We start from the raw sequence: 21504 nt of genomic DNA, 5'->3' as shown, positions 1-21504 counted from the left end.
GCTACAATTAAATTATTTCTGTTCCGTTCGTTAATGCTACTGCGTAAGTAACTAAATCTTTTTGATATTTTGCTTGATATGCTTTTTTGATTCTATTCAGAAATGCTTCTGCTTTACTTTTTTCAACGATGTTGATAGAACATCCACCGAAACCACCGCCCATCATTCTTGAACCAACTACTGCATCATCTTCACGAGTTTCGTCCACCAAAAAGTCTAATTCTTCACAAGAAACCGCATAATTATGTTGAAGTCCGTCGTGCGTTTCGTACATTTTTTTACCGAAAGTTGCCAAATCGTTTCGCTCAAGAGCTTCGCAAGCTACAATTACTCTGTCGATTTCACCGACCACATACACACAACGCTTGTAAACATTTTCTGAAAGGCTTGTTTTGGCTTCTTCCACCATTGTTAAAGTTAAATCTCTAAAACTTTTTACATTTGGATAGATTCCTGATAAAATACTTAATCCTTCTTCACATTCTAATCTACGAGTATTGTATTCAGAATCTCCCAAAGAGTGTTTTACGCCTGAATTACAAAGAATTACGGTATGATTTGGCAAAGACAAAGGAAAATGCTGATACTCCAAACTTCTACAATCCAAGCGAATTACAGCATCTTTTTTACCAAACATAGAAGCAAATTGATCCATAATTCCGCAGTTTACACCAACGAAATTATTTTCAGCGGCTTTCCCGATTTTCACCATTTGCATGGTTTCTAAACCTAAATCATAAAGTTGATTTAAAGCAAAAGCCAAGCCTGTTTCAACGGCAGCGGACGACGATACCCCAGCGCCCAAAGGAATATCACCACCAAAAACTAAATCAAAACCTTTAATTTTTTGTTCAGATTTTTGTAATTCATCCACAACTCCGATTAAGTAGTTCGCCCAACTTTTATCAGATTTTTGAATCGTTGAAATGCTGAAAGTATCACTACTTTTCAAATCGTAAGCATAAACATAACAATTTTCATCTTCACGAGGTGAAATGGCAAAGTAAATAGCTTTGTCGATAGCTGCTGGCAATACAAAACCATCGTTATAATCGGTATGTTCGCCGATAAGGTTAATGCGTCCTGGCGCACGAACGACTAAAGAAGCTTCTTTTGAAAATTGTTCTTGAAATTTGGTAATGATATTTTCTGGATACATTTATGAGCGTAAGATTAAATTAGAATTCAAAGGACGATATTTTTTAGAAATATTTATTCAGACATTCTTGTCTTGATGATGGATTTTACTAGAAAATTACTAAAAAATAGGCTTGAAACATGAATACAAACATTTGCGCAAATTTTGCACAAACTTCTAAAATCTCCTTAATTTTACAAATTCAACGGTTTAGATTATGCAGAAAAGTCAGGTAACGATAAAAGATATTGCACAGGAATTAGGAATCGCTATTTCTACGGTGTCGAGGGCTTTGCAAAATCATCCTCGGATTGGTCTTAAAACCAAAGAACAGGTTTTTGAAGTAGCCAAACGATTGAATTATGTGCCAAATCCCGCAGCAATTTTATTGAGAAAAAACAAAACTTATACTGTTGGCGTGGTTTTCCCACATCTGCAAGAAGAGTTTTTTTCTCAGACAATTACAGGTATTGAAGACGTAATTAGTGCGCAAGGTTACAATGTAGTCATCAGTCAGTCGAGAGATAAATTAGAGCGAGAAAACAGGGCGATTAAATCTTTTATCAGCAGTAGAGTGGATGGCGTAATTGCCTCTATTTCTGCCGAAACAACACAATATTACTCTTTTAAAGAGTTAGAAAATTATGGCATTCCTTTAGTGTTTTTTGATAGAGTTCCAAAAGATGTAGCCGTCAATAAAGTAAGAGGAAATATTTTAGAAGCAGCTTTTGAAGCGACTTCTTTTCTTGCTAAAAAAGGAATTACAAAAATCGCTATTTTGAATGGTCCATCTAATTTAGAGATTTCTAATGAACGTTTAGAAGGTTATTGGAAAGCCCTAAAATCGTTGAATTTGCCCATTATTCAACAATATATCAAATCGACAGATTTAACTAAAGAAGATACTTTTAAGAAAATGGAGGAGTTAATTGCTTTACCTGAACAACCGCAAGCTGTACTCTGTTTTAATGATTATGTGGCATTATTTGCCATGCAAAGTTGTAGGCAAAAAGGAATTGTTCCCAATACAGATATTCATTTTGTAAGCTTTGCTAATTTGCCAATTACGGCTTATTTGGATAATCCGCCAATGGCTTCTGTAGAACAATTTGCCTATAAAATGGGTGAACAAGCCGCACTTTTATTATTGAAAATCATTGATGCCAAACAAGATAAAACGCTAATTCCAGAAGAAATTATTATTGATACTGAATTGATAATACATTAGATTTTGGATTTGTGATGTCGGATTTTGGCTTTCAGCATTCGGCTTTCAGACATCAGCTTTCAGACATCAGCTTTCAGTTTTGGCTTTTGGATGTCTGTTTTTTTATTGAATTTTAATTTTGTACTGCTTTAAAATAATAATCCGATGTCCGACATCCGAAAGCTGACAGCCGAAACCCGACAGCCACAAACTATCACCATTTCCGAAGTACAAACTGCGTTGGTTTTTGTCTCGACAGCATCAACAAAATACTTGCATAAGTAAGGGCTTCTAGCAATTTGGTAGCTCTGTAAGCAGAAATATTCACCAGCTTGGCATACTCTTTTGCCGTAATTTTGGTATTCTTTTTCAGATAAGTAATTAAATATTTTACATTGGGTTGCTCCAACATTTGCTTGTCGATGTCCTTTTCTGCCTTAATCATCACTTGCGACATCTCTTTGGTTACGGGCGTTGTTTCGTCGTTAGCTCTTACATAAACGCTACGGTTTTGTTGCTCGTCCAAAGTTTCGTAGGGTTTGTTTTCTGCTTCTTTGATATTGATAATCAAAACATTGTGTTTGCCTTCAACCTTTACTGAGGAATAAATAATGTCAATAGGAGGGATGACTAACTCGTTAGCAGCATGAATAATTTTGGTCATTTCTTCTATTTCAGAACAACCCTTTATTGATTTATCATCATTTACTCCAACAATTAATTGTCCGCCAGAAGTATTGGCGAAAGCTGCTAACGTGCGTGCAATTTTGTAAGAACTATCAATTCTACTTTTATATTCTAGCGTGGTAGATTCTTTCTGTTTAAGGATTTCAAAGAGTTGTTTTTCTGTCATTCGGATTTTATGGAGTGATTATTTTTAGTTTAAAGCTCCTCGGTTTCTATTGTCAATTGATTAAGTATTGCTACTTGTAAGTAAATAATGAACAATTTCGGTAATTTTGGAATATACTTCATAACGTTAACTTAATATTTTGAAAACTCAAGGTTCCGAAATCCCACTTAAAGCTTATCTATATTTACTTTTGGGTGTTTTTTGCATTGCTTGGTCGGCTATTTTTGTGAAGATGGCAGATGCTCCAGCGCTAACTTCTGGTTTCTATCGTTACTTTTTTTGTTTTCTTGGTTTATTACCAATTTGGCTTTTTAAAGGCATTAAAATTCCTGATGGAAAAACGTCATTACTCATAATTATTGCAGGTTTTTTGTTTGTGGCTGATATGAGTCTTTGGAATCTTTCTATTCTTCGTACTTCTGCTTCTGTTTCTACTTTATTAGCGAATAATGCTTCTGTATTTGTGGGTTTAGGAACATTGATTTTCTTCAAACAAAAATTGCCTAAGATTTATTGGATTGGGCTTTCTGTGGCGATGGTCGGTGTTTTTCTGGTAGCAGGGAAAGATATTTTACAAAATTCGAGTGTAGGTTTTGGGCATTTAATGGCGATAAGTGCTGCTATTTTTTATGCAGGTTATATGCTAATTACTCAGCGAATCAGAGGCAAAGTAGATACTGTCAATTTTATGGCTTGGTCTTTATTGGCTTGTTTGTTTTTTTCTTTGCTGACTTGTTGGCAACAAGATTTAGAGATGATTCACTTCAATCAAAAAACGTGGATTGCCTTTGTTGGTTCGGGTATCATTTGTCATTTGGCTGGTTGGCTTTGTATCAATTATGCGTTGGGTTTTATTCCTGCGGCTATCGTTTCGCCAACATTATTAATTCAACCAGTACTTACTTCTGTAATTTCATTCTTTCTGTTGAGAGAAGTACTAAGAACCGAACAGATCATTGGCGGAATGATAGTTCTGTTCGGTATTTACTTAGTTAATAAAAAAAGCTGACTTTGAAGCCTTTGAATCAATAAATGAATCATTCTTTTGGTCAGTTCTTCTTCGTTTTGTAAGAAAAGTTGATACTCTTCAATGGTGAAATGTCCAGCAATAATTCCTTCTAAATAATGCTTGAACTTCATGTCTTTTCTGATAGATTGGTCGATGTAAAATGATTTATCTTTATCAGAAAGTTTGAAAAATAGACCTTTTCGTTGATGACAATATTGAATAAAAACCTGAATCAATAATTCATTTTGTAGTTTCAGAATCGGTCTTAATAATCTATTTTGAAATTGCTCTACTTCACTTTCAGCTTGAATTTCAAGATTAATGATTGGTCTTAATTTTGGTAATTCTTCGTCTCTGTTCATATTGCCAAAACAATTAAAAACTAAAATTGTTTTAAGTACGAAAGTTTGGCAATTAAATGTAATTCATGTTGACGAGCCAATTGATTCGTTCTGATTCTGGTTAAACCATCATTAGATAGTTGCGTTTGGAAATCATTAAAACCACGTTGATTGAACACCAAGTACAAAAATGACAAAGGTTGATATTCCCAAGAAAAACGCACATTCCAAACATCAAAATCACTAATAGAATTATGCTGATAAAAGCCAATTAATTGTACTCTTGGATTCAGCGCAAATCTTCCAGAAATGGTATATAACTGATTATTTCCAGCTACTTTATCGACACCTAAACTGCTATAACTATTATTGGTAAAACGTGCTTCCATTGAAATATGAGGAATAGGAGCAAACCTAAACGTACTTGAAAAAGTAGTTAAAGAACCATTATAATATTTTCCGAAATCAACATTCATCGAAAGCGAAATCTTTTTCGAAGCGTCTGTTTCACCAACTATCATGTAGCGGTCGTACTTAAATTTCCCACCTTGAATAGGCACATTAAAAAACGACAAAGTATCGCTTCCATCAGTATAATCAATCAATTGATAGAAGTGGTTTGTCAATACGCCAAAACCGCCCCCATTTTGTAAAGTAAACCAAATTGGATTGGTATTCCATTGTTGTTCAATGAGTTTTCCGGTTGTCGTAGAGTAATAATTCAAGTAATAACCGCCTGGTTCAAAAGCTCTTACAAATTTTGGTAGCCATTTTCCACGATTCAGCCAATAAAAACCTGCTGAGTTTTCAATCACATCTGGACGCGACACAAAGCCCATTTCTGGATTAAAAGCTTTGTTGTTTACATTTTGTGTTAGCCAGTACATCCAATCGATTCCTCTGTGCGATAACTGATAATGCGCCGCCAAACCCGTTGAATTTTCATTGGTAGATTTAGACGTCATCGCCATCGTATTGATACTTGTACTTTCGTTGATACGGAAAAATCCATCTGCTGAAGCAGTGATATTGGCATGGTCGCTATCGTTTTTCAAAGTAGCAATTCCTCCAATTCGGTTTTGTTTTCCAATATTTTGAGAGTAACGACCAACTAAGAAATCTGTAGCGCTATTGATGTCATTACCTTTTTGGCGAACATACATAAAACCAGTATTGCTTTTGGTAGAACGATTTACGATTCTTGCTCCCAACACAATTGGCACTGGATTTCCTTCAGCATCTAAGCCAATTCTTCTACTAAAAAATGGCTGAATACGCTGCTGACCACCAAAATATTCTTCAATGGGACTCAATCCAGCGGCAAAAAGAGAGGCATTTTCCAAGAAAAACTGACGACGTTCTGGAAAGAAAACCGATAATCTTGAAAGATTATTTACTTGTCGGTCGGCATCAGCTTGGGCAAAGTCTGTATTATATGTTAAATCAAGAACAGTATTGGGTGTAATTGCCCATTTTATTTCTCCGCCCATTTTTATTTTAGAACCATTCTTTTGGTCGTAAAACTCAGAGCCATCGTATTTATCTTCAGAAATTAACAAATAAGGTTGAAATCTAATATTTGCTTTTGGTGGTGGTGGCGAAATGTTTGATAATTTACCTGCATATTGCATTCTAGCAGGAGTAAATGAACGTGGCAAAGCCGACCAAATAGTTTGCTCGTTGGTCATTCTTCGCATTCTGAAGAAATTAATGCCCCAAGTATTAAAATCAGAACTTCGTTGGTATCTCAGCGTTTGCCAAGGAATTGAAAACTCTGCTATCCAAGCGGTATCTGTTCGGGAAGTACGCACACGCCAAAGTCCGTCCCAATCTTCATCAAAAACTTGGTCGTCAAAAGCCAATAAATCTCTTTGCGAACCATAAGGATTGGTCATGAAAATCATGGCATTTCGTTCGTCATTAAAACCATCAATTGAAATACCGATTTGGTCGCTTCTGCCATAATCGAAATCACGTTGAAGATTCGTTACACGCAATGCCTTTTTGCCCAAAGGTTCATGCAAAATGGCAGCGATGTACAAGTAATCTTTATTGTACAATAATTTGAACACAGATTTTTGCGAAGCCTCTTGTTTTTGAAAAGGCTCAACTTGTACGAAATTGGTAATTGGATTTGCTGTATTCCACGCAGATTCTTCTAATTTTCCGTCAATTTTAATAGAATGCTCGATACGGACGGCTTGTGTTTGCTTTTTAATAGAATCTGGTAAGAAAATTTCTTGGGCTTGAAGTAGCTTACTAAAACAAAGAATTATCCACAAAGCGTAAAAATATTTCATATTTAAATAATGTTGATAAAGAGGTTTTGTTTACTTAAATGAGGTTTGAGGTGACAAAAATTAGGGACACAGCAAAGCTACGTCCCTAGACCCCTTAACCAAATTAATTATTATTTTTCTTATTTAAAAAGATCTTTTGAGAAGATTATTTAAAAAAAGCTCCGTAATAAACACAAGTTTTTACATTTACTTCGGAGCTTTTGAAATTTACTCTGTATAATTTTATGTTGATGAATTGTAATTCAAAAGATTACAGTTCGCAAATAACGTATAATTTGTATATGGATTTAGATAAATTCGCCAAAAAACAATATCCTTTCGACCAATAACGTAAATGATGTAAAATCGGAGAAAGCCAATTTGTTTTACTGTTCATCGAAAAGAATATATTTTTACTAATTTTTTGTATAAATTTGATATACAATCTTCTCAATATAAAAGCTATTAATCGTGCAATCAACTGCTTCATTTCCACATAGAACAGCCTTTTTTACTGATCTCCCCGCCAAAGGAGTACTTAGTCAGCGTTGGGCTTATCATTCCCTTTTTTGGATTGTACTAAGTATGTACAATATTTTGTACTTTGGCTTTTTGCTCAATAACTACACACAGGCAGTTTTTGAATATTCGGTAAAATTCCCATTTTACTTTATTCTGGTTTATGGAAATATATATTATTTAATTCCCCGTTTTTTACTTACAGGTAAATACTTTCAATACTTTGTGTTTTTGGTTTTATCCACTTTGCTGTCGGTAGCTGTTATTCAAACGCTGATTAATCATTTAATTTTAATCAATTATTGTCCAGTGGGTTATCATCCAAATGTTTTATTCGACCCAAAACCTACAGCCAAAAGAATGTTCGATACTTTTTCGGTTTTAGGAGTAACCAGCGGATTAAAACTAACGAAAGATTGGATTGATAATCAAGAAAAAATCAAAGAATTAGAAGGACAAAGTGTAAAAAATGAATTAGAATTTTTGAAGTCTCAGATTCAGCCTCATTTCTTTTTTAATACCTTGAATAATTTATATTCCTTGACCATCAAAAAATCTGATTTAGCACCAGAAGTAGTGGTAAAGCTTTCAGGATTAATGAGTTATATGTTGTATGAGTCGGATAGCCATGAAACCACATTAAAAAAAGAAATAGAACATATTCAAAATTATTTAGATTTAGAAAGCCTGAGATTCGGGAAACGTTTAAATTTAGATTTTCAAATTGAAGGGAGTATCGAACAGCGTAAACTTGCGCCACTTCTTTTATTGCCATTTATTGAAAATGCTTTCAAACATGGAACTTCGCATGAAACAGGTGTTTTAGATTTGAAAATTACCCTTAAAATCTTAAATGGAAAATTACTTTTTGTAGTTGTAAATCCTCGATTTGATAATAGTTCAAATCGGAAAAAACACAAAGGTTTAGGACTTAAAAATGTTCAGCGAAGATTAGCCTTACTTTATGGGAATAATTACGAGTTGAACATACAACCTACTGAAAAACAATACTTTATTTCATTATTTATTCCTTTAAAATAGGCACATGAAATTGAAAACCCTTATAGTGGATGATGAGCCATTGGCATTAGATGTATTAGAAACTTTTATCGAAAGAATCGACAGCCTTGAATTAGTTGGGCGTTGTGAAAACGGTATTCAAGCTTTTAATTATCTGAAAAAAGGCGATATCGATTTACTTTTTCTGGACATAGAAATGCCAACTTTAGATGGAATGGAATTGTTGAAAAGTCTTCAAAATCCACCAAAAGTAATTATCACAACGGCTTATCGAGATTACGCTGTTGAAAGTTTTGAATTGAGTGTGGTAGATTACTTATTAAAACCTATCCCTTTTCAACGTTTTGTAAAGGCTGTCAATAAAGTTGTACCGAAAGAAAACGAAGCGAATCAACAAATAACTACCAGTACTTCTGTTCAATTAAATGGTAACGAACGCCCAGAAGCGATGTTTATTAAAGTTGATAAACGCATCGTAAAGATTAATTTTTCAGATATTTTATTCATCGAAAGTTTAAAGGATTATATCCGAATTCACACTTTGGCAGGCACTTTTGTTACTTATCAAACCATGAATGGCATTGGTGATATTTTACCAGCAGAACAATTTGCTAGAATTCATAAATCATTTATTGTGTCGATAGCCAAAGTAACTTCTATCGAAGCAGGAGATTTAATTGTTTCAGGAAAAAGCTTACCAGTAGGCAGAAGTTTCAGAGATGGAATTTTAGAAAAGATTTATAAAACAGGTGTATTAGCAGTAAAGTAAATTTTGCTAATCATAAAAAAGCCATTCTTCATGCGAAGAATGGCTTTTTTATGATGTTTTGATACTTGATTACTCCAAATTATGCTCACTATGAATAACTTCCAAACGTCTTCCTTTAATAATTTTGCGGAATTTAGTTTGGGTCATTCTATGTTCTCTTTCAAAGCCAGCATGATAAAATGCTCTGATGATAAGAATTAAAACCAATAAAGTAATGTCCCAAGAATATTGAACGGCATAAAACAGACCCATTGCAAGTAATAAACCTACCAAAATATAATAATAGCCATACCAATAACTACCGTTACGTTCTTGCATAAACCACACCAACGGAAGGTGTAAAGGAAAAGCCCACAATAAATTTCTGTTGTAATCAGTTACACCGTGGTCTGTTCCGAACCACAAGAAAAGTAATAACCAACCAATTAGACCAGCAACTGAAAAAAGTATTTTATCAAAAGAGTATCCTTTCTGACGCCTTTTCCAGTGAAAGTATGTTTTGTAGCCAGTGAAAAGAAATATTAGTAATAGCCAAAATCTTGGAGTAAATATAAAAAGTGGCTCTTCGTCGATAGGAGTTGTTGAATAAAGTGGATTTTCTGAACGAACTAAAAAGCGTAAAACGTGGTGCGTCATTCTTTTAGCGGCACGCATACTTTTTTGTAAATTTTCAGGTAAATAACAGGCTTTAAATTGTAAAATTCTTTCGTCAGCAGGTGCGCCTAAAGCAATATTCATTCCCAATGCCGACCAATAATGATGTTTTCTGATTAAACATTTGTTCATCCATTGGCGGTAGGTACTATCATTCATTTCAGGGATATTTTGTAAATGAACACTATCAGTACAAGCCAACATCATGGCGTCTCTTACCCTTGTAGCACAGTTATCGTAAAAGAATTTATACATATAAACCCTTTTGCTAGGGTCGTTATAAGTATTTTCAAGATGATTATAAACAATTTGCTTTTGACTAGCCGAAATATCAAGTACTTGCTCAGTCATATTGCGGTGTTGTTGCTGATAATACTCTTGGTAAGCCATTAAAGGCGCATGAGACATTTTGTATGGAAGCTGACCTTTGACAAATTTCCAATAGAAATTTTCGGTTTCAAAGTCATATACACCAAAATTGTAAGCTTTATCTATTTGATTTACAGGGTCATAAATCCATAAAAGCGTATGCCCAAAAGCATCATTTAGTTCATTGCCGGGTTCAACAGTAATTAAACTTACTTTGCTGTTTGCAGAAAGATTTTGAGCTTCGGTCCTGATATTTGTAGAAATCAGGAAGGCGAAAAACAGTATCAAATGTTTAAATGAAGAGAGGTATTTCATATATTAGTTTGGATTTGGGATGAATTAACCCCCTAAAATAATAAAATTTTATGCTTTACCAGCAACAACAATCACAATTTCACCTTTAATTGTGTTTGGATTACTTTGGTAGTGCAAAAGTATTTCAGATAATGTACCTCTGATATTTTCTTCAAAAACTTTAGTTAATTCACGAGAAACGCAAGCTTGGCGGTCTATTCCTAAGAATTCCGCTAATTGTTCCAGTGTTTTTAAAAGACGATGTGGCGATTCATAAAGGATAATAGTTCTTTCTTCTTCTACTAAATTTTTAAGTCTTGTTTGCCTGCCTTTTTTATGAGGAAGGAAACCTTCAAAAATAAAACGATCAGCAGGTAAGCCAGAATTTACCAAAGCAGGAACAAAAGCAGTAGCACCCGGCAAGCATTCTACTTCAATACCTTGTTTCAAGCATTCTCGCACCAATAAAAAACCAGGGTCAGAAATAGCTGGCGTACCAGCATCTGAAACCAGTGCCAATACTTTTCCTTCTTTCAATAATTTGATGATGCCATTTGTGCCATGATGCTCGTTGTGCGCATGATGTGCATATAAAGGTTTCGATATATTCAAATGTTTTAGCAATATCCCTGAATTTCGAGTATCCTCAGCTAAAACAGCATCAACAGATTGTAAAATCTTTACAGCTCTATAAGTAATGTCATCCAGATTTCCGATTGGCGTGGGAACAAGGTATAATTTCATAATAATTGGGGAATTTAAGCCTATATGAAGCAAATTGGAGTACAACCTGATTAAAGAATTAACAAATCTATCGCTTTAGCCAGTTTGTAATCTTTGTCAGTAATGATATTTCCAGCATCATGAGTATTGAGTTCAATGCTTACTTTATTATAAACATTAGTCCAGAAAGGGTGGTGATTTTGTTTTTCAGCCAAGAAAGCCACACGAGTCATAAAGGCAAAAGCCTCTGAAAAATCTTTGAAAAGAAAATCTCTTTTCAATTTATTGTCTTCTTCTATCCACATAGTTTTAATGTTTAATGTTAAGAAAACTGTATAAAACAAAAAAGGTTAGCTGTTAGGCTAACCTTTGTAGAGAGTGAGGGATTCGAACCCCCGGACCTGTTACAGTCAACAGTTTTCAAGACTGCCGCAATCGACCACTCTGCCAACTCTCTTCGTTTTTGATGATGCAAAATTAGTGCTTTCTTTCTTTTTGTGCAACTTTTACGCAAAAAAAATATCAAAAAAAATATCAGTGAATGTAAGTTTGGCTGATTATTAGGGAGTTAAAGTGTAAAAAAACTTTAAAGTTTTTTTGTAAATATCTATTTTAAAGGTCGCTCAATGGCCTTTTGAGCTTGTTTTTTCAGTTTTATCTCTTTTTGATTTTAAAATGTATAGCAATTTTGATTAAGTTTTTGATGATGAATCAAAGCTTACAAGGAAATATCAAACCAGTAAGGCAATACTTTAATTTTTGTAAAAAAATAATCAACAAAATATTATCAAATTGATTCATCAAGTAAATCTCAAAAAACTGACTTATGAATCAATTTTTAATGTTAAAGCTTTCAATTTTCTATCTTGTTTCACTCCTTAATCTAAAACTTTTGTCGTAAATTGTCGCCTATTTTAGTTTGATAAATAAGTACACGATGAACAAGATAAAACAACTCATTCAAAATCTTAGTGTTATTATTCAAACAGCGCTGTTGAATTCTCTGCATTTGCTTTGGCTTCAAATAGATAAATTGTTGGTAATAATATTGGGTGAAGAACAGGTACAAATACTTTATAAGCGCCTCGATAGTATAAAGGCTTATTTTTCAGATGCAAAACAAAAAATTAGCCAAAGTTTTGATAAAGAATCTGCTTATTATAAACCGATAAGAACACTTTGGAAATCATTTGTATGGACAGTACTGGCAGGTGTTTTCTATCTTTTTTGTATCCAAACCAACTTTTTGTGGTTAACTGGCGAAATGCCTTCGGTAGGAGAATTACAAAACCCTAAACTTTCTCAATCATCAGAGATTTATTCAGAGGACGGTGTTTTAATGGGGAAGTTTTTTCAAGAAAATCGCACACCTATCAAAAACTATAAAGACCTTTCTCCTTTTTTAGTAAAAGCATTAGTTGCTACAGAAGATGCTCGTTTTTATCAACATTCAGGAATTGACTTTAGAGCCATTTTTGGCGTAGTGGCTGGGATTGTCACAGGGGCAAGTGAACGTGGTGGTGGAAGTACCATTACGCAACAATTGGCCAAAAACCTTTTTAAAACCCGTAAAAAAGAAGGTGTTGCCAAAAAAGGAGTATTTGGTTATGTACCAGTTTTGGGCAAGTTTGTCATCAAAACGAAAGAATGGTTAACAGCCATCAAACTTGAAAGGTATTATACTAAAGAAGAAATTATTTTATGGTACTTGAACACCGTTGATTTTGGCAGTAATTCTTACGGAATAAAAGTAGCCGCCAAAACATATTTTAATACTTCACCAGATAGCTTAAATGTGCAAGAAGCTGCGGTATTAGTTGGAATGCAAAAAGCAACCAATACTTATAATCCAAGAAGGAATTACGATAAATCTTTGAAAAGAAGAAATACCGTTATGTCACAAATGGTGAAGTATGGTTATTTAACAAGAGTTCATTATGACTCGCTTTCAAAATTACCAATTAAGTTGAAAATAAATGAGGAATCTCCTTATGATGGTTCAAGTAATTACTTTAAAACAGCCGTAGCGAAAGCATTAAAAGAATGGGCGGATACAAGTGATGTTGAATTAGATTTGTATAGAGATGGACTAAAAATTATTACTACTGTTGATTCAAGAATGCAAATCTATGCAGAATCATCTGTTCAGGAAGGAATGCGAGCTTTGCAAAAAACTTTTGATAATCATTGGTCTGGAAAAAATCCTTGGTCAGATGAAAAAGGAAATGAAATTCCGGGATTCATTGATACTGTTGCTAAAAGAACTAGCTATTATAAAGCTTTAGCAGCAAAATATAAAAACAACTCAGATTCTATTTGGCATTACATGAAAAATGTAAAGCGTAAAATGTGGGTTTACTCAAGAAATGGTTCTGGAGAAGAACAAATGACGATGAGTGCTTACGATTCGATTGTGTATTACAAGCGTTTTTTACAGGCTGGTATGATAAGTATGGATCCGTTCACGGGGCATATTAAAGCTTGGGTTGGTGGTTTAGATTTTCAATATTTTAAATATGACCACGTCAATCAAGGGCGTCGTCAACCTGGTTCTACTTTCAAACCATTTGTTTACACCACAGCGATTGATGGTCCGAAAGATATGTCGCCATGTACACAGATTAAAGATGAACCTTTTGAAATTGAAGTAGAAGAAAAAGGCGAAAAAAAAATCTGGCGTCCACACAATGCCGATGGTCGATTTACTTATACTTCGATGTCGCTACGAAGGGCGATGGCTCGTTCTATCAACTCTTGTGCTGCTTGGTTAACTAACGAAGTTGGTCCCGATTCTGTAGTTTATTATGCTCATAAAATGGGAATCAAAAGTCCATTAGCGGCTGTTCCATCCATTGGTTTAGGGTCTAACGATGTTACTTTATTTGAAATGGTTGGTTCTTATGGATGTTTCTTGAATGAAGGAATTTATACACAACCTATGTTGGTCGTTGAAATTCAAGATAGAAACGGAAATACGATTCATACTTTTGAGCCAGAACGCCATCAAGCCATCAGAAAAGAATCTGCTCAGTTAATGAGATACATGTTAGAAGGTGGTTTGGAAGAACAAGGAGGTACTTCACAAAACCTTTGGTCGTTTAAAGATTTATTTGATGGAAAAGACCGCTACAAATCACGTTTTGCTGGAAAAACGGGTACAACTTCTAATCATTCAGATGGTTGGTACATGGGTTTAACCAGTAATTTGGTAACAGGAACTTGGGTAGGTGGCGACGACCGTTCTATCCACTTTAGGAGTGGAGCTTATGGTGAAGGTTCTAAAACGGCATTGCCACTTTTTGGGCGATATATGTCAAAAGTGATTAAAGACCCAAGTCTTGAGGCATATCATCCTGTACCTTTTGAAAAATTAGATCCAAAGCGAATTACCAAGCCTTTCAACTGTACGGTAAGATATGCTGCTGTAAACGATTCAACCAATGCTGATAGTAATTATGTTAGGTCTGATTCACTTGCACCAGTAAGGTCACCCAATGAAGCAAGACCTGATTCATCGGGTAGAGGAAATTAATTCATCGGAAAAATAGCAAGAGCATCTAAGGATATTTAGATGCTCTTTTAAATAAATTATAAAGTTATGACGAAAGAAAGCATCTCGGAATACTTCAAGGAATTGCAAAATCAGATTTGTGCATCCTTAGAAAATGCCGATGGAAAAGCAACTTTTCATGAGGATAATTGGCAGCGTGAAGGCGGTGGCGGAGGAAGAAGTAGAGTTATCCAAAACGGAAATGTTATCGAAAAAGGTGGAGTAATGTTTTCTGCTGTTTGGGGAGATTTACATGAAAAAATGTTAGCCTCAATGGGCTTGACAGAAAAGGTTGATTTTTTTGCAACAGGAGTATCTATCGTTTTGCATCCAAATAGTCCGAAAGTGCCTATTATTCACATGAATGTAAGGTACTTTGAGATGTCTAACGGAACATATTGGTTTGGCGGTGGAATAGACCTGACGCCACATTATGTTGTGGAAGAAGATGCCATTTGGTTTCATCAATACTTAAAAACTGTTTGTGACCAACATGATGAAAGTTATTATCCTAAATTTAGAAATTGGGCGGATGATTACTTTTTCAATACACATAGAAATGAAACTCGTGGGATTGGTGGAATATTTTTTGATTATCAAAAACCAAATGAATCTCGTAATAAACAGGACTTGTTTGCTTTTGTAAAAGCCATTGGAGAATCTTTTGCACCGATTTACACACATTTTATGCAAAAGAATAAAGATTTGCCTTTTACTGAAAATGAAAAAACATTCCAAATGTTACGCCGTGGACGTTATGTAGAATTCAATTTAGTTCACGACAGAGGCACGAAGTTTGGACTCGAAACCAATGGACGAACAGAATCCATCTTGATGTCGATGCCACCAATGGCACAATGGGTTTATGATTATAAAGCAGATAAGGGTTCGGAAGAAGAGAAAACCTTGAGTCTTTTAAAGAAGGGAATTAATTGGGTTTAGAGGCAACTCTAAACCTTTTTTTATTGATGACGAATTTTTTCTTCAAGTAATTTGATTTGAATTTGCAAAGATTTTATTTCAGAAACTTTACTTTCAAGCAATTGCTTTAGCAATTGTAATTGAATTCCCAAACCTTCTATTTGCTGATGAAGCAACTTGTTATGAAATTCTAATTGTTTGGAAGGATTACTGAAATCGTTAATATTATCTTTTGGCGTTTCAACTTTAATCTGTTGATTTTGTCGTAATTCTTCCACAGAAATTACAGAAAAATCTAGTTTCTGCAAATTATCTAAGTTGATTCCGAAGTAATTACAAATCGCATCACAAACATCCAAAGAAGGGAAAGTATGCCCATTTTCATAATCAGACAATGCACTTTTACTTACATCCAGTATTTTGCCTAATGCTTCTAATGTCAACTTATTTCTTTTTCTCAGAATTCTGAGATTGGCACTAAACTTACTTTCCATTTAATCTTTGTATTTATTATGGCAATTGAAGTATTGATAGGATGTTCGTAAAATTAATAATTTGCTTAAATGGGTTTTTGTTATTTCAAACCAGAAAGGTCTCCGCAACATCTTTCGCAGAGACCTTTTTGTTTAATTATTCAACTAAAGTACATGCTTTGGCAGAAAAATTCAATTGATAGCTCCGAAGATATTACTCAGCATCTGCTGACCATACAATTTTTTTCTTTTTACCAACCACTAAAACAATTCTAGTTGGGCTTGGTAAAAGCATCAATCTTGCATTGGCAATTGGGTTTTCTTCTAATTCTACTTCAACACCAGCATCAGCACCTACTTCAATACCACCATCGCTAGTTTCTTTGAAAGAGCGAGCTAAATAAGCGGTTGGTAAAAGTACATCAGACTCTGGACAATATTCTTTGTGAATTTCTTGAAGAATATTTTCTAAAAAGTCGCCGTATTTATCGTTAAAATCATCTTCTAAATCGTGAAGTGCTTCTTCTACATCATCATAATCACGATGGTCGTAACCCATTTGGCTAAGAGCGATTCGTTTTTCAAACAAAGAAAGAAGTTCTTTATCAAGTTCCTGAATATTCATTGAATTAAATTTTGTAATTGATATATGATACAAAATTGCAAAGTCCTGCGTTGAATCTCAAATTTATCGACAAAAATTTATCTTTACAAAATCCTAAATTAAGAAGCTCAAGGGAGCTAAATCCCAAGCTTGTTGTGGATTATGTAAAATTTTTCCATCACTAATTTCTAATGGAGAAGCGATATTATTATGGTAAAGTTGCCCAGTTCCTAGTCCTTGAGGCAATGGATTGTTGAATTCTGCGGTAAATTGTGTGATAGCATTCAAACCAACATTCGATTCTAAAGCTGAAGTAAGCCACCAACCAATTTTTAAACGATTGGCATTTTCAATCCATTCTCTACATTGTTGAAAACCGCCAACTAAAGTAGGTTTCAAAATAATGTACTGAGGCATTATTTTTTTTAGCAATTTATATTTTTCTGTGTACTCACGAACGCCGATGAGTTCTTCATCCAAAGCAATTGGGATAGGCGTAACCTTGCAAAGTTCTGCCATCAAATCTTCATTTCCTTGACGAATGGGCTGTTCAATAGAATGTAATTGGTATTCTGAAAGTCGATGAAGTTTTGGTAATACTTCATCAATCGAAAATGCACCGTTGGCATCTACTCTTAATGTAATTTGTTCGGGTGTGTAGCGTTTTCGGATATATTCTAATAATTCACACTCTTTGTCAAAATCTATCGCCCCAACTTTTATTTTGATGGTATCATAACCAGCTTCCAATTTTTGGTCAATCTGGCGAAGCATAAAATCTTTACTTCCCATCCAAACCAATCCATTGATGTCAATTTGGCGTTCAGCTTTGGCAAAAGCATTGTTGAAAACTTTTCGTTTTCCACCATTCATTAAATCAAGCATGGCGGTTTCAAAACCGAAAACAACAGATGGAAATGATTTTTCTAATACTTGTTCAAGAATGATGTTGAGATTCCAAGGATAAACTTCTAATTCAAGTGTATTGAAGTTCTCGCAGATACCCAAAAGCTGTAATTCAAAATCTGGTCGGTCGTCAATACTGAGTCCTTTCAATGGTGCACACTCGCCTAAACCGAAAACCGTCGGGTTGTCAGAGTCAAAAATCTTAATGAAGTAGCTATCTTTGTGCGTTAGCACACCCCGAGACGTTCCTGCCTCGAATTTAAAATCTAGCGTATATTTTGCAAAGACAGCTTTAAGACTCATTTTCTGGTAAGCCCAATTTTTTTAAAAGAATTTAGCAATAAGGTTTGTGCCGAAATAAATAAATTTCAGCAATTATTTTACATTAATCGTCTGATTGTCTGTGTATTAATGGTTCTGGAAAGATCTTCTGTGAGACAAGTACTCCGTTAAAGTATCTTAAAAGGGAGTTGAAATTAGTAAAAAGTCAGAACTCTTTATGAATTTTGCAGTGTAAAATTTTTATTTTTTATGAAAACTGGAAATTAAATAATTTTTTGAATTTGATTTTAAAGAAAAAAATAAAACCATAGTCCCAGCAATAGCTAATATTTTGCTAGCGCTCATTTTATTCTTAATGCTAAAAATATGCGTTTTCTTCTTTTACCTTTTTCTTGGCTTTATGGTTTGGTTACCGATTTTAGAAATTACTGCTACGATAACCAGTTTTTTAGCGTGAGTACTTTTGAAAAACCAGTAATCAACATTGGAAATCTAACCGTTGGCGGAACAGGGAAAAGTCCACACGTTGAATATTTAATTCGTTTGCTCAAGAAGGATTTCAACATTTTTACGCTAAGTCGTGGTTATGGTCGAAAAACAAAAGGTTTTATTGTTGCAGATGAAAATGCTACAGCCGAAACGATAGGAGATGAGCCTATGCAGTTTTACAATAAATTTAAAAATGAAGTAAAAATTGCAGTTGGAGAGAAAAGAGCGGAAGCCTTGAACACTATTTTTTCAAATTTCCTTGCGACAGATTTAGTGATTTTAGACGATGCCTTTCAACATCGTGCCGTAAAACCCTCTTTGAATATACTCTTGATGGATTTTCATCGACCGATTGACAAAGATTTTACTTTTCCTGCTGGCAGACTTCGTGAAAGAAGACGTGGCGCTGAAAGAGCTGATATTCTAATCGTAAGTAAATGTCCTGATGATTTGTCAGAAACAGAGCAGCAACAAATTGCCAATAAAATTACTCCATACTTGTCAGCTGAAACGCCCATTTTTTTTACGGGAATTCGTTATGGAGAACCGCAAGCAATGAGTCAAAATTCAAACAAAGATTTTGCTGAAACAATATTATTGGTTTCGGGCATTGCCAGACCAGAACCTTTTGAAACGTATTGTCAGCAATATTTTAACGTAACACAACATTTGATTTATAAAGACCATCATCATTTTACGGAACAAGATTTTAGGTTTATTTTGGATACTTTTGATAAAATTCCTGCAACAAAAAAAAGTATTTTGATGACCGAAAAAGATATGGTGAAATTTCAGATTTTTCTGGAAAATGAAAAGTTGAAAGAAATTCCAATGTTTTATTTGCCTATCGAAATTTACTTTCTGAATGAAAGTGAACAATTATTTAATGAATTAGTATTGAAAAACTGTAAACCATCAAAAAGTAAAGCCTAAATTGGTAGATAAAAGACTTTTATATTTTTTGAGTCATTACAAGCGAAATCCGCTTGACCCTCTTTCGCCTTTTTTATTTAATTTTGCATCGTGAATTTCAAAAGATATATCCTAACATTTTTAGGGCTTCTCATTTCAGAAGTCTTGTTGGCTCAGTTCTCTACTTCGGGTTTTGGTACGGGAACGCAATCAACCAATAATTTTCCACAAGGAAAAACAACAGATAAAGCTAAAAGTCCAACAGGAAGAGCAGGCGTAGATGACTCAACAAAAGTTATTTATGGACCAACTTCTACCAAATACTTTTTAGAAGAAGATGTTTTTAATAATCGTAAAAAACTTTATACGATTGATACAACAATTGGCGAAGGACATAATTTCAATTTTGTTCAACGCTATAGAAATATGTACCAAGATTTAGGAAATATTGGTACAGCCATTCGTCCAATTTTCTTCCAAGCACCCGAACAAATCGGGACAATGCTTGGCTATGATGCCTATACATTGTACGCTTTCAAGCCCAATCAAGTACGATACTTCAATACTCGTTCGCCTTTTACCAATTTAGTTTATGTAACGGGTGGGAATACCCAAGATTTATTACAATTTGAATTCAGCCGAAATGTTGATTCTTTGTGGAATTTCAGCATCAATCTACAAAGAATTGTGAGTAACAAACAGTTGGTAACAAGTTCTACTTCTACCAATAAAAATGCTTTGGGTCATTGGGATTTTATGATTCATACCAATTACCAAACCAAAAACAGAAAGTATCAACTTTTGGCTTATGCCAATTTATCAGACCATAATTCAAACGATGAAGGCGGTGTTTTGCCACAAGGTAGAAGCTATGATTTGATACTTCAACAAGGTAATAATGCTGCTATTTTGAATAATGCTGCTACCAGAGATAAATTCTACAATCTTCATCTTTATCATGAATACGTTGGTTATAAAGCTTTTCAGGTATATCAAGTGCTTGATTATCAGACAAGAAAAGTACAGTTCAGAGACCCAGATTATATTGCGAATTGGACGAACGGATTTTACCCAATTGCTTATGATACTTTAGGAAAAGCCTCTCGTTATACCACAAATGCCGCAGTAACCGGAAAAATGAAGTTAGATTCACTTTATAACGAAAGTCAATACAGCATTTTTGAGCATAAATCAGGCATCAAAGGATTTTACAGAGGTTTTAATTATCGTTTGCACTTGCGTCAACGTTTCTTTGGGTTCACTAATCCTTTGTACAATTATAGTATTAGCAGAAACGAAAACTTTTTAGGTGTTTGGTTGAATCAATACTTCAAAGACAGCACGAGGGCTTTTGCAGAATTGGAATATTTATTAACGGGAAGTGATTTTAAATTGAATGTAGAATTTCAAGGGAAATGGTTGAATATTGGCGGAAAAGCCATGTCCACTTCGCCAACTTTGGTGCAACAAGTAACGTTTAATGATGGTTTCCGTTGGGATAAAAACACTACAGCTTTCGTGACTGACCGTGGAATCAGTAACAACATGCAAACTTATCATGCTTATGCTTCGGCAAGTCCTAAGTTTGGGAAATTGACGCTTCGACCAAGTGTAGATATTAATTTAATCAACAGTTATATTTATTATGATACTCTGGCTTTTGTAAAACAGGCAACAGAAGATATTGCGATTTTCAGGGCTGGTTTGGGAATGGATTTAAGAAAAGGAGCTTTTTCTACCATCAGCCAATTGTATTTGACAACAACAACTGGTCCAGATTTAATCAGAATTCCAAAGATATTTGCCAGTACTCGTCTAGCTTTTGATTTATTGTACAAGAAAAAACTCTTTATCCAAACAGGTTTGGAGCTTCATTATAAATCAAATTATTATGCTGACGCCTATATGCCAGTCATTCAGCAATTTCATTTGCAAGATAAACAGATGATAAATGGCTATTTGCAAGCAGATGCTTTTGCCGATATGCGAATCAACAGAGTGCGTTTATTTTTCAAATTTGCCAACGTTGCTCAAGGAATACTTGGTAATGGATATTACGCCGCTCCAGGCTTCTTAGGAATGGGAAGAACATTTGGCTTTGGCTTACAATGGTTGCTTTTTGATTAATTAGTGAATGAGTGAGTTAGCGAATTAGTGATTTGTGAATGATTTTATTTTGTTTTAAAAGAATC

The 21504-nt window shown here is 34.4% G+C and carries 18 protein-coding genes and 1 tRNA gene; 8 read left to right on the top strand and 11 right to left on the bottom strand.

Annotation, left to right across the window (positions count from 1 at the left end):
• Nucleotides 1–7: 7 nt before the first annotated feature.
• Nucleotides 8–1159 (bottom strand): galactokinase, encoded by a 1152-nt coding sequence (locus tag ABID42_RS09870; RefSeq protein ID WP_367283518.1) that lies wholly within the window; start codon nt 1157–1159, stop codon nt 8–10.
• Between the two features lie 196 nt (nt 1160–1355).
• Here ABID42_RS09870 and ABID42_RS09865 point away from each other — a divergent pair, with 196 nt between their 5' ends.
• Complete coding sequence (locus tag ABID42_RS09865; protein WP_367283517.1) at nt 1356–2366, top strand: LacI family DNA-binding transcriptional regulator; 1011 nt, start codon at nt 1356–1358, stop codon at nt 2364–2366.
• 193 nt (nt 2367–2559) lie between these two features.
• Here ABID42_RS09865 and ABID42_RS09860 read toward each other — a convergent pair whose 3' ends face one another.
• Nucleotides 2560–3198: an AlbA family DNA-binding domain-containing protein gene (locus ABID42_RS09860; RefSeq protein WP_367283516.1), complete on the bottom strand. Its 639-nt coding sequence runs from the start codon at nt 3196–3198 to the stop codon at nt 2560–2562.
• Between the two features lie 139 nt (nt 3199–3337).
• Between ABID42_RS09860 and ABID42_RS09855 the strand changes: the two genes are divergently transcribed.
• Nucleotides 3338–4207 carry a DMT family transporter gene (locus ABID42_RS09855; protein ID WP_367283515.1) on the top strand — a complete coding sequence of 290 codons (870 nt, stop codon included), beginning with the start codon at nt 3338–3340 and terminating at the stop codon, nt 4205–4207.
• Here the strand turns inward: ABID42_RS09855 and ABID42_RS09850 are convergent.
• Both ABID42_RS09850 and ABID42_RS09845 read right to left on the bottom strand, forming a co-directional pair.
• Nucleotides 4183–4569: a glyoxalase gene (locus tag ABID42_RS09850; RefSeq protein ID WP_367283514.1), complete on the bottom strand. Its 387-nt coding sequence runs from the start codon at nt 4567–4569 to the stop codon at nt 4183–4185. The genes ABID42_RS09855 and ABID42_RS09850 overlap by 25 nt on opposite strands.
• Nucleotides 4570–4589: 20 nt before the next feature.
• On the bottom strand, nt 4590–6848 hold the full coding sequence (locus ABID42_RS09845; protein WP_367283513.1) for a DUF5916 domain-containing protein: 2259 nt from the start codon (nt 6846–6848) through the stop codon (nt 4590–4592).
• 450 nt (nt 6849–7298) lie between these two features.
• Here ABID42_RS09845 and ABID42_RS09840 point away from each other — a divergent pair, with 450 nt between their 5' ends.
• Both ABID42_RS09840 and ABID42_RS09835 read left to right on the top strand, forming a co-directional pair.
• Entirely contained in the window at nt 7299–8387 is a 1089-nt protein-coding gene (locus ABID42_RS09840; protein WP_323255435.1) for a sensor histidine kinase, read from the top strand.
• A 4-nt stretch (nt 8388–8391) separates the two neighbouring features.
• On the top strand, nt 8392–9135 hold the full coding sequence (locus tag ABID42_RS09835) for a LytR/AlgR family response regulator transcription factor (protein ID WP_367283512.1): 744 nt from the start codon (nt 8392–8394) through the stop codon (nt 9133–9135).
• Nucleotides 9136–9204: 69 nt separating this feature from the next.
• Here ABID42_RS09835 and ABID42_RS09830 read toward each other — a convergent pair whose 3' ends face one another.
• From ABID42_RS09830 to ABID42_RS09815, 4 genes are all read right to left on the bottom strand, one after another.
• Nucleotides 9205–10473, bottom strand: a complete 1269-nt coding sequence (locus ABID42_RS09830) for a lipoprotein N-acyltransferase Lnb domain-containing protein (RefSeq protein ID WP_367283511.1) — start codon at nt 10471–10473, stop codon at nt 9205–9207.
• A 48-nt stretch (nt 10474–10521) separates the two neighbouring features.
• The gene (gene rsmI / locus ABID42_RS09825; protein WP_323255440.1) at nt 10522–11196 is read right to left on the bottom strand and encodes a 16S rRNA (cytidine(1402)-2'-O)-methyltransferase; all 675 of its coding nucleotides are present in this window, start codon (nt 11194–11196) and stop codon (nt 10522–10524) included.
• 50 nt (nt 11197–11246) lie between these two features.
• Entirely contained in the window at nt 11247–11480 is a 234-nt protein-coding gene (locus ABID42_RS09820) for a 4a-hydroxytetrahydrobiopterin dehydratase (protein ID WP_323255442.1), read from the bottom strand.
• Between the two features lie 67 nt (nt 11481–11547).
• Nucleotides 11548–11632: transfer RNA gene (locus ABID42_RS09815), tRNA-Ser, on the bottom strand.
• A gap of 480 nt (nt 11633–12112) precedes the next feature.
• Between ABID42_RS09815 and ABID42_RS09810 the strand changes: the two genes are divergently transcribed.
• On the top strand, nt 12113–14707 hold the full coding sequence (locus ABID42_RS09810; RefSeq protein WP_323255586.1) for a penicillin-binding protein 1A: 2595 nt from the start codon (nt 12113–12115) through the stop codon (nt 14705–14707).
• A gap of 66 nt (nt 14708–14773) precedes the next feature.
• Nucleotides 14774–15667: an oxygen-dependent coproporphyrinogen oxidase gene (gene hemF, locus ABID42_RS09805; RefSeq protein ID WP_367283510.1), complete on the top strand. Its 894-nt coding sequence runs from the start codon at nt 14774–14776 to the stop codon at nt 15665–15667.
• Nucleotides 15668–15687: 20 nt separating this feature from the next.
• Here hemF and ABID42_RS09800 read toward each other — a convergent pair whose 3' ends face one another.
• The 3 genes from ABID42_RS09800 to ABID42_RS09790 form a co-directional block, all read right to left on the bottom strand.
• Nucleotides 15688–16140 (bottom strand): helix-turn-helix transcriptional regulator, encoded by a 453-nt coding sequence (locus tag ABID42_RS09800; RefSeq protein WP_367283509.1) that lies wholly within the window; start codon nt 16138–16140, stop codon nt 15688–15690.
• 193 nt (nt 16141–16333) lie between these two features.
• Nucleotides 16334–16744 carry a hypothetical protein gene (locus ABID42_RS09795; protein WP_323255592.1) on the bottom strand — a complete coding sequence of 137 codons (411 nt, stop codon included), beginning with the start codon at nt 16742–16744 and terminating at the stop codon, nt 16334–16336.
• Nucleotides 16745–16837: 93 nt separating this feature from the next.
• The gene (locus tag ABID42_RS09790; protein ID WP_367283508.1) at nt 16838–17932 is read right to left on the bottom strand and encodes an o-succinylbenzoate synthase; all 1095 of its coding nucleotides are present in this window, start codon (nt 17930–17932) and stop codon (nt 16838–16840) included.
• Nucleotides 17933–18277: 345 nt separating this feature from the next.
• Between ABID42_RS09790 and lpxK the strand changes: the two genes are divergently transcribed.
• A complete protein-coding gene (lpxK, locus tag ABID42_RS09785; protein ID WP_367283507.1) occupies nt 18278–19333 on the top strand; it encodes a tetraacyldisaccharide 4'-kinase in 1056 nt (351 codons plus the stop codon).
• 90 nt (nt 19334–19423) lie between these two features.
• On the top strand, nt 19424–21439 hold the full coding sequence (locus ABID42_RS09780) for a putative porin (RefSeq protein ID WP_367283506.1): 2016 nt from the start codon (nt 19424–19426) through the stop codon (nt 21437–21439).
• The last annotated feature ends 65 nt before the right edge of the window (nt 21440–21504 follow it).

This window comes from Arcicella rosea (genome assembly GCF_040543805.1).
GTDB lineage: Bacteria > Bacteroidota > Bacteroidia > Cytophagales > Spirosomataceae > Arcicella > Arcicella rosea.
This window is presented reverse-complemented; position numbering and strand designations above follow the sequence as displayed.

Coding starts and splice junctions, on each gene's coding strand:
- ABID42_RS09870 (WP_367283518.1), bottom strand. CDS start 1,159: ATGTATCCAGAAAATATCATTACCAAATTTCAAGAACAATTTTCAAAA.
- ABID42_RS09865 (WP_367283517.1), top strand. CDS start 1,356: ATGCAGAAAAGTCAGGTAACGATAAAAGATATTGCACAGGAATTAGGA.
- ABID42_RS09860 (WP_367283516.1), bottom strand. CDS start 3,198: ATGACAGAAAAACAACTCTTTGAAATCCTTAAACAGAAAGAATCTACC.
- ABID42_RS09850 (WP_367283514.1), bottom strand. CDS start 4,569: ATGAACAGAGACGAAGAATTACCAAAATTAAGACCAATCATTAATCTT.
- ABID42_RS09845 (WP_367283513.1), bottom strand. CDS start 6,848: ATGAAATATTTTTACGCTTTGTGGATAATTCTTTGTTTTAGTAAGCTA.
- ABID42_RS09835 (WP_367283512.1), top strand. CDS start 8,392: ATGAAATTGAAAACCCTTATAGTGGATGATGAGCCATTGGCATTAGAT.
- ABID42_RS09830 (WP_367283511.1), bottom strand. CDS start 10,473: ATGAAATACCTCTCTTCATTTAAACATTTGATACTGTTTTTCGCCTTC.
- rsmI (WP_323255440.1), bottom strand. CDS start 11,196: ATGAAATTATACCTTGTTCCCACGCCAATCGGAAATCTGGATGACATT.
- ABID42_RS09820 (WP_323255442.1), bottom strand. CDS start 11,480: ATGTGGATAGAAGAAGACAATAAATTGAAAAGAGATTTTCTTTTCAAA.
- ABID42_RS09810 (WP_323255586.1), top strand. CDS start 12,113: ATGAACAAGATAAAACAACTCATTCAAAATCTTAGTGTTATTATTCAA.
- hemF (WP_367283510.1), top strand. CDS start 14,774: ATGACGAAAGAAAGCATCTCGGAATACTTCAAGGAATTGCAAAATCAG.
- ABID42_RS09800 (WP_367283509.1), bottom strand. CDS start 16,140: ATGGAAAGTAAGTTTAGTGCCAATCTCAGAATTCTGAGAAAAAGAAAT.
- ABID42_RS09795 (WP_323255592.1), bottom strand. CDS start 16,744: ATGAATATTCAGGAACTTGATAAAGAACTTCTTTCTTTGTTTGAAAAA.
- ABID42_RS09790 (WP_367283508.1), bottom strand. CDS start 17,932: ATGAGTCTTAAAGCTGTCTTTGCAAAATATACGCTAGATTTTAAATTC.
- lpxK (WP_367283507.1), top strand. CDS start 18,278: ATGCGTTTTCTTCTTTTACCTTTTTCTTGGCTTTATGGTTTGGTTACC.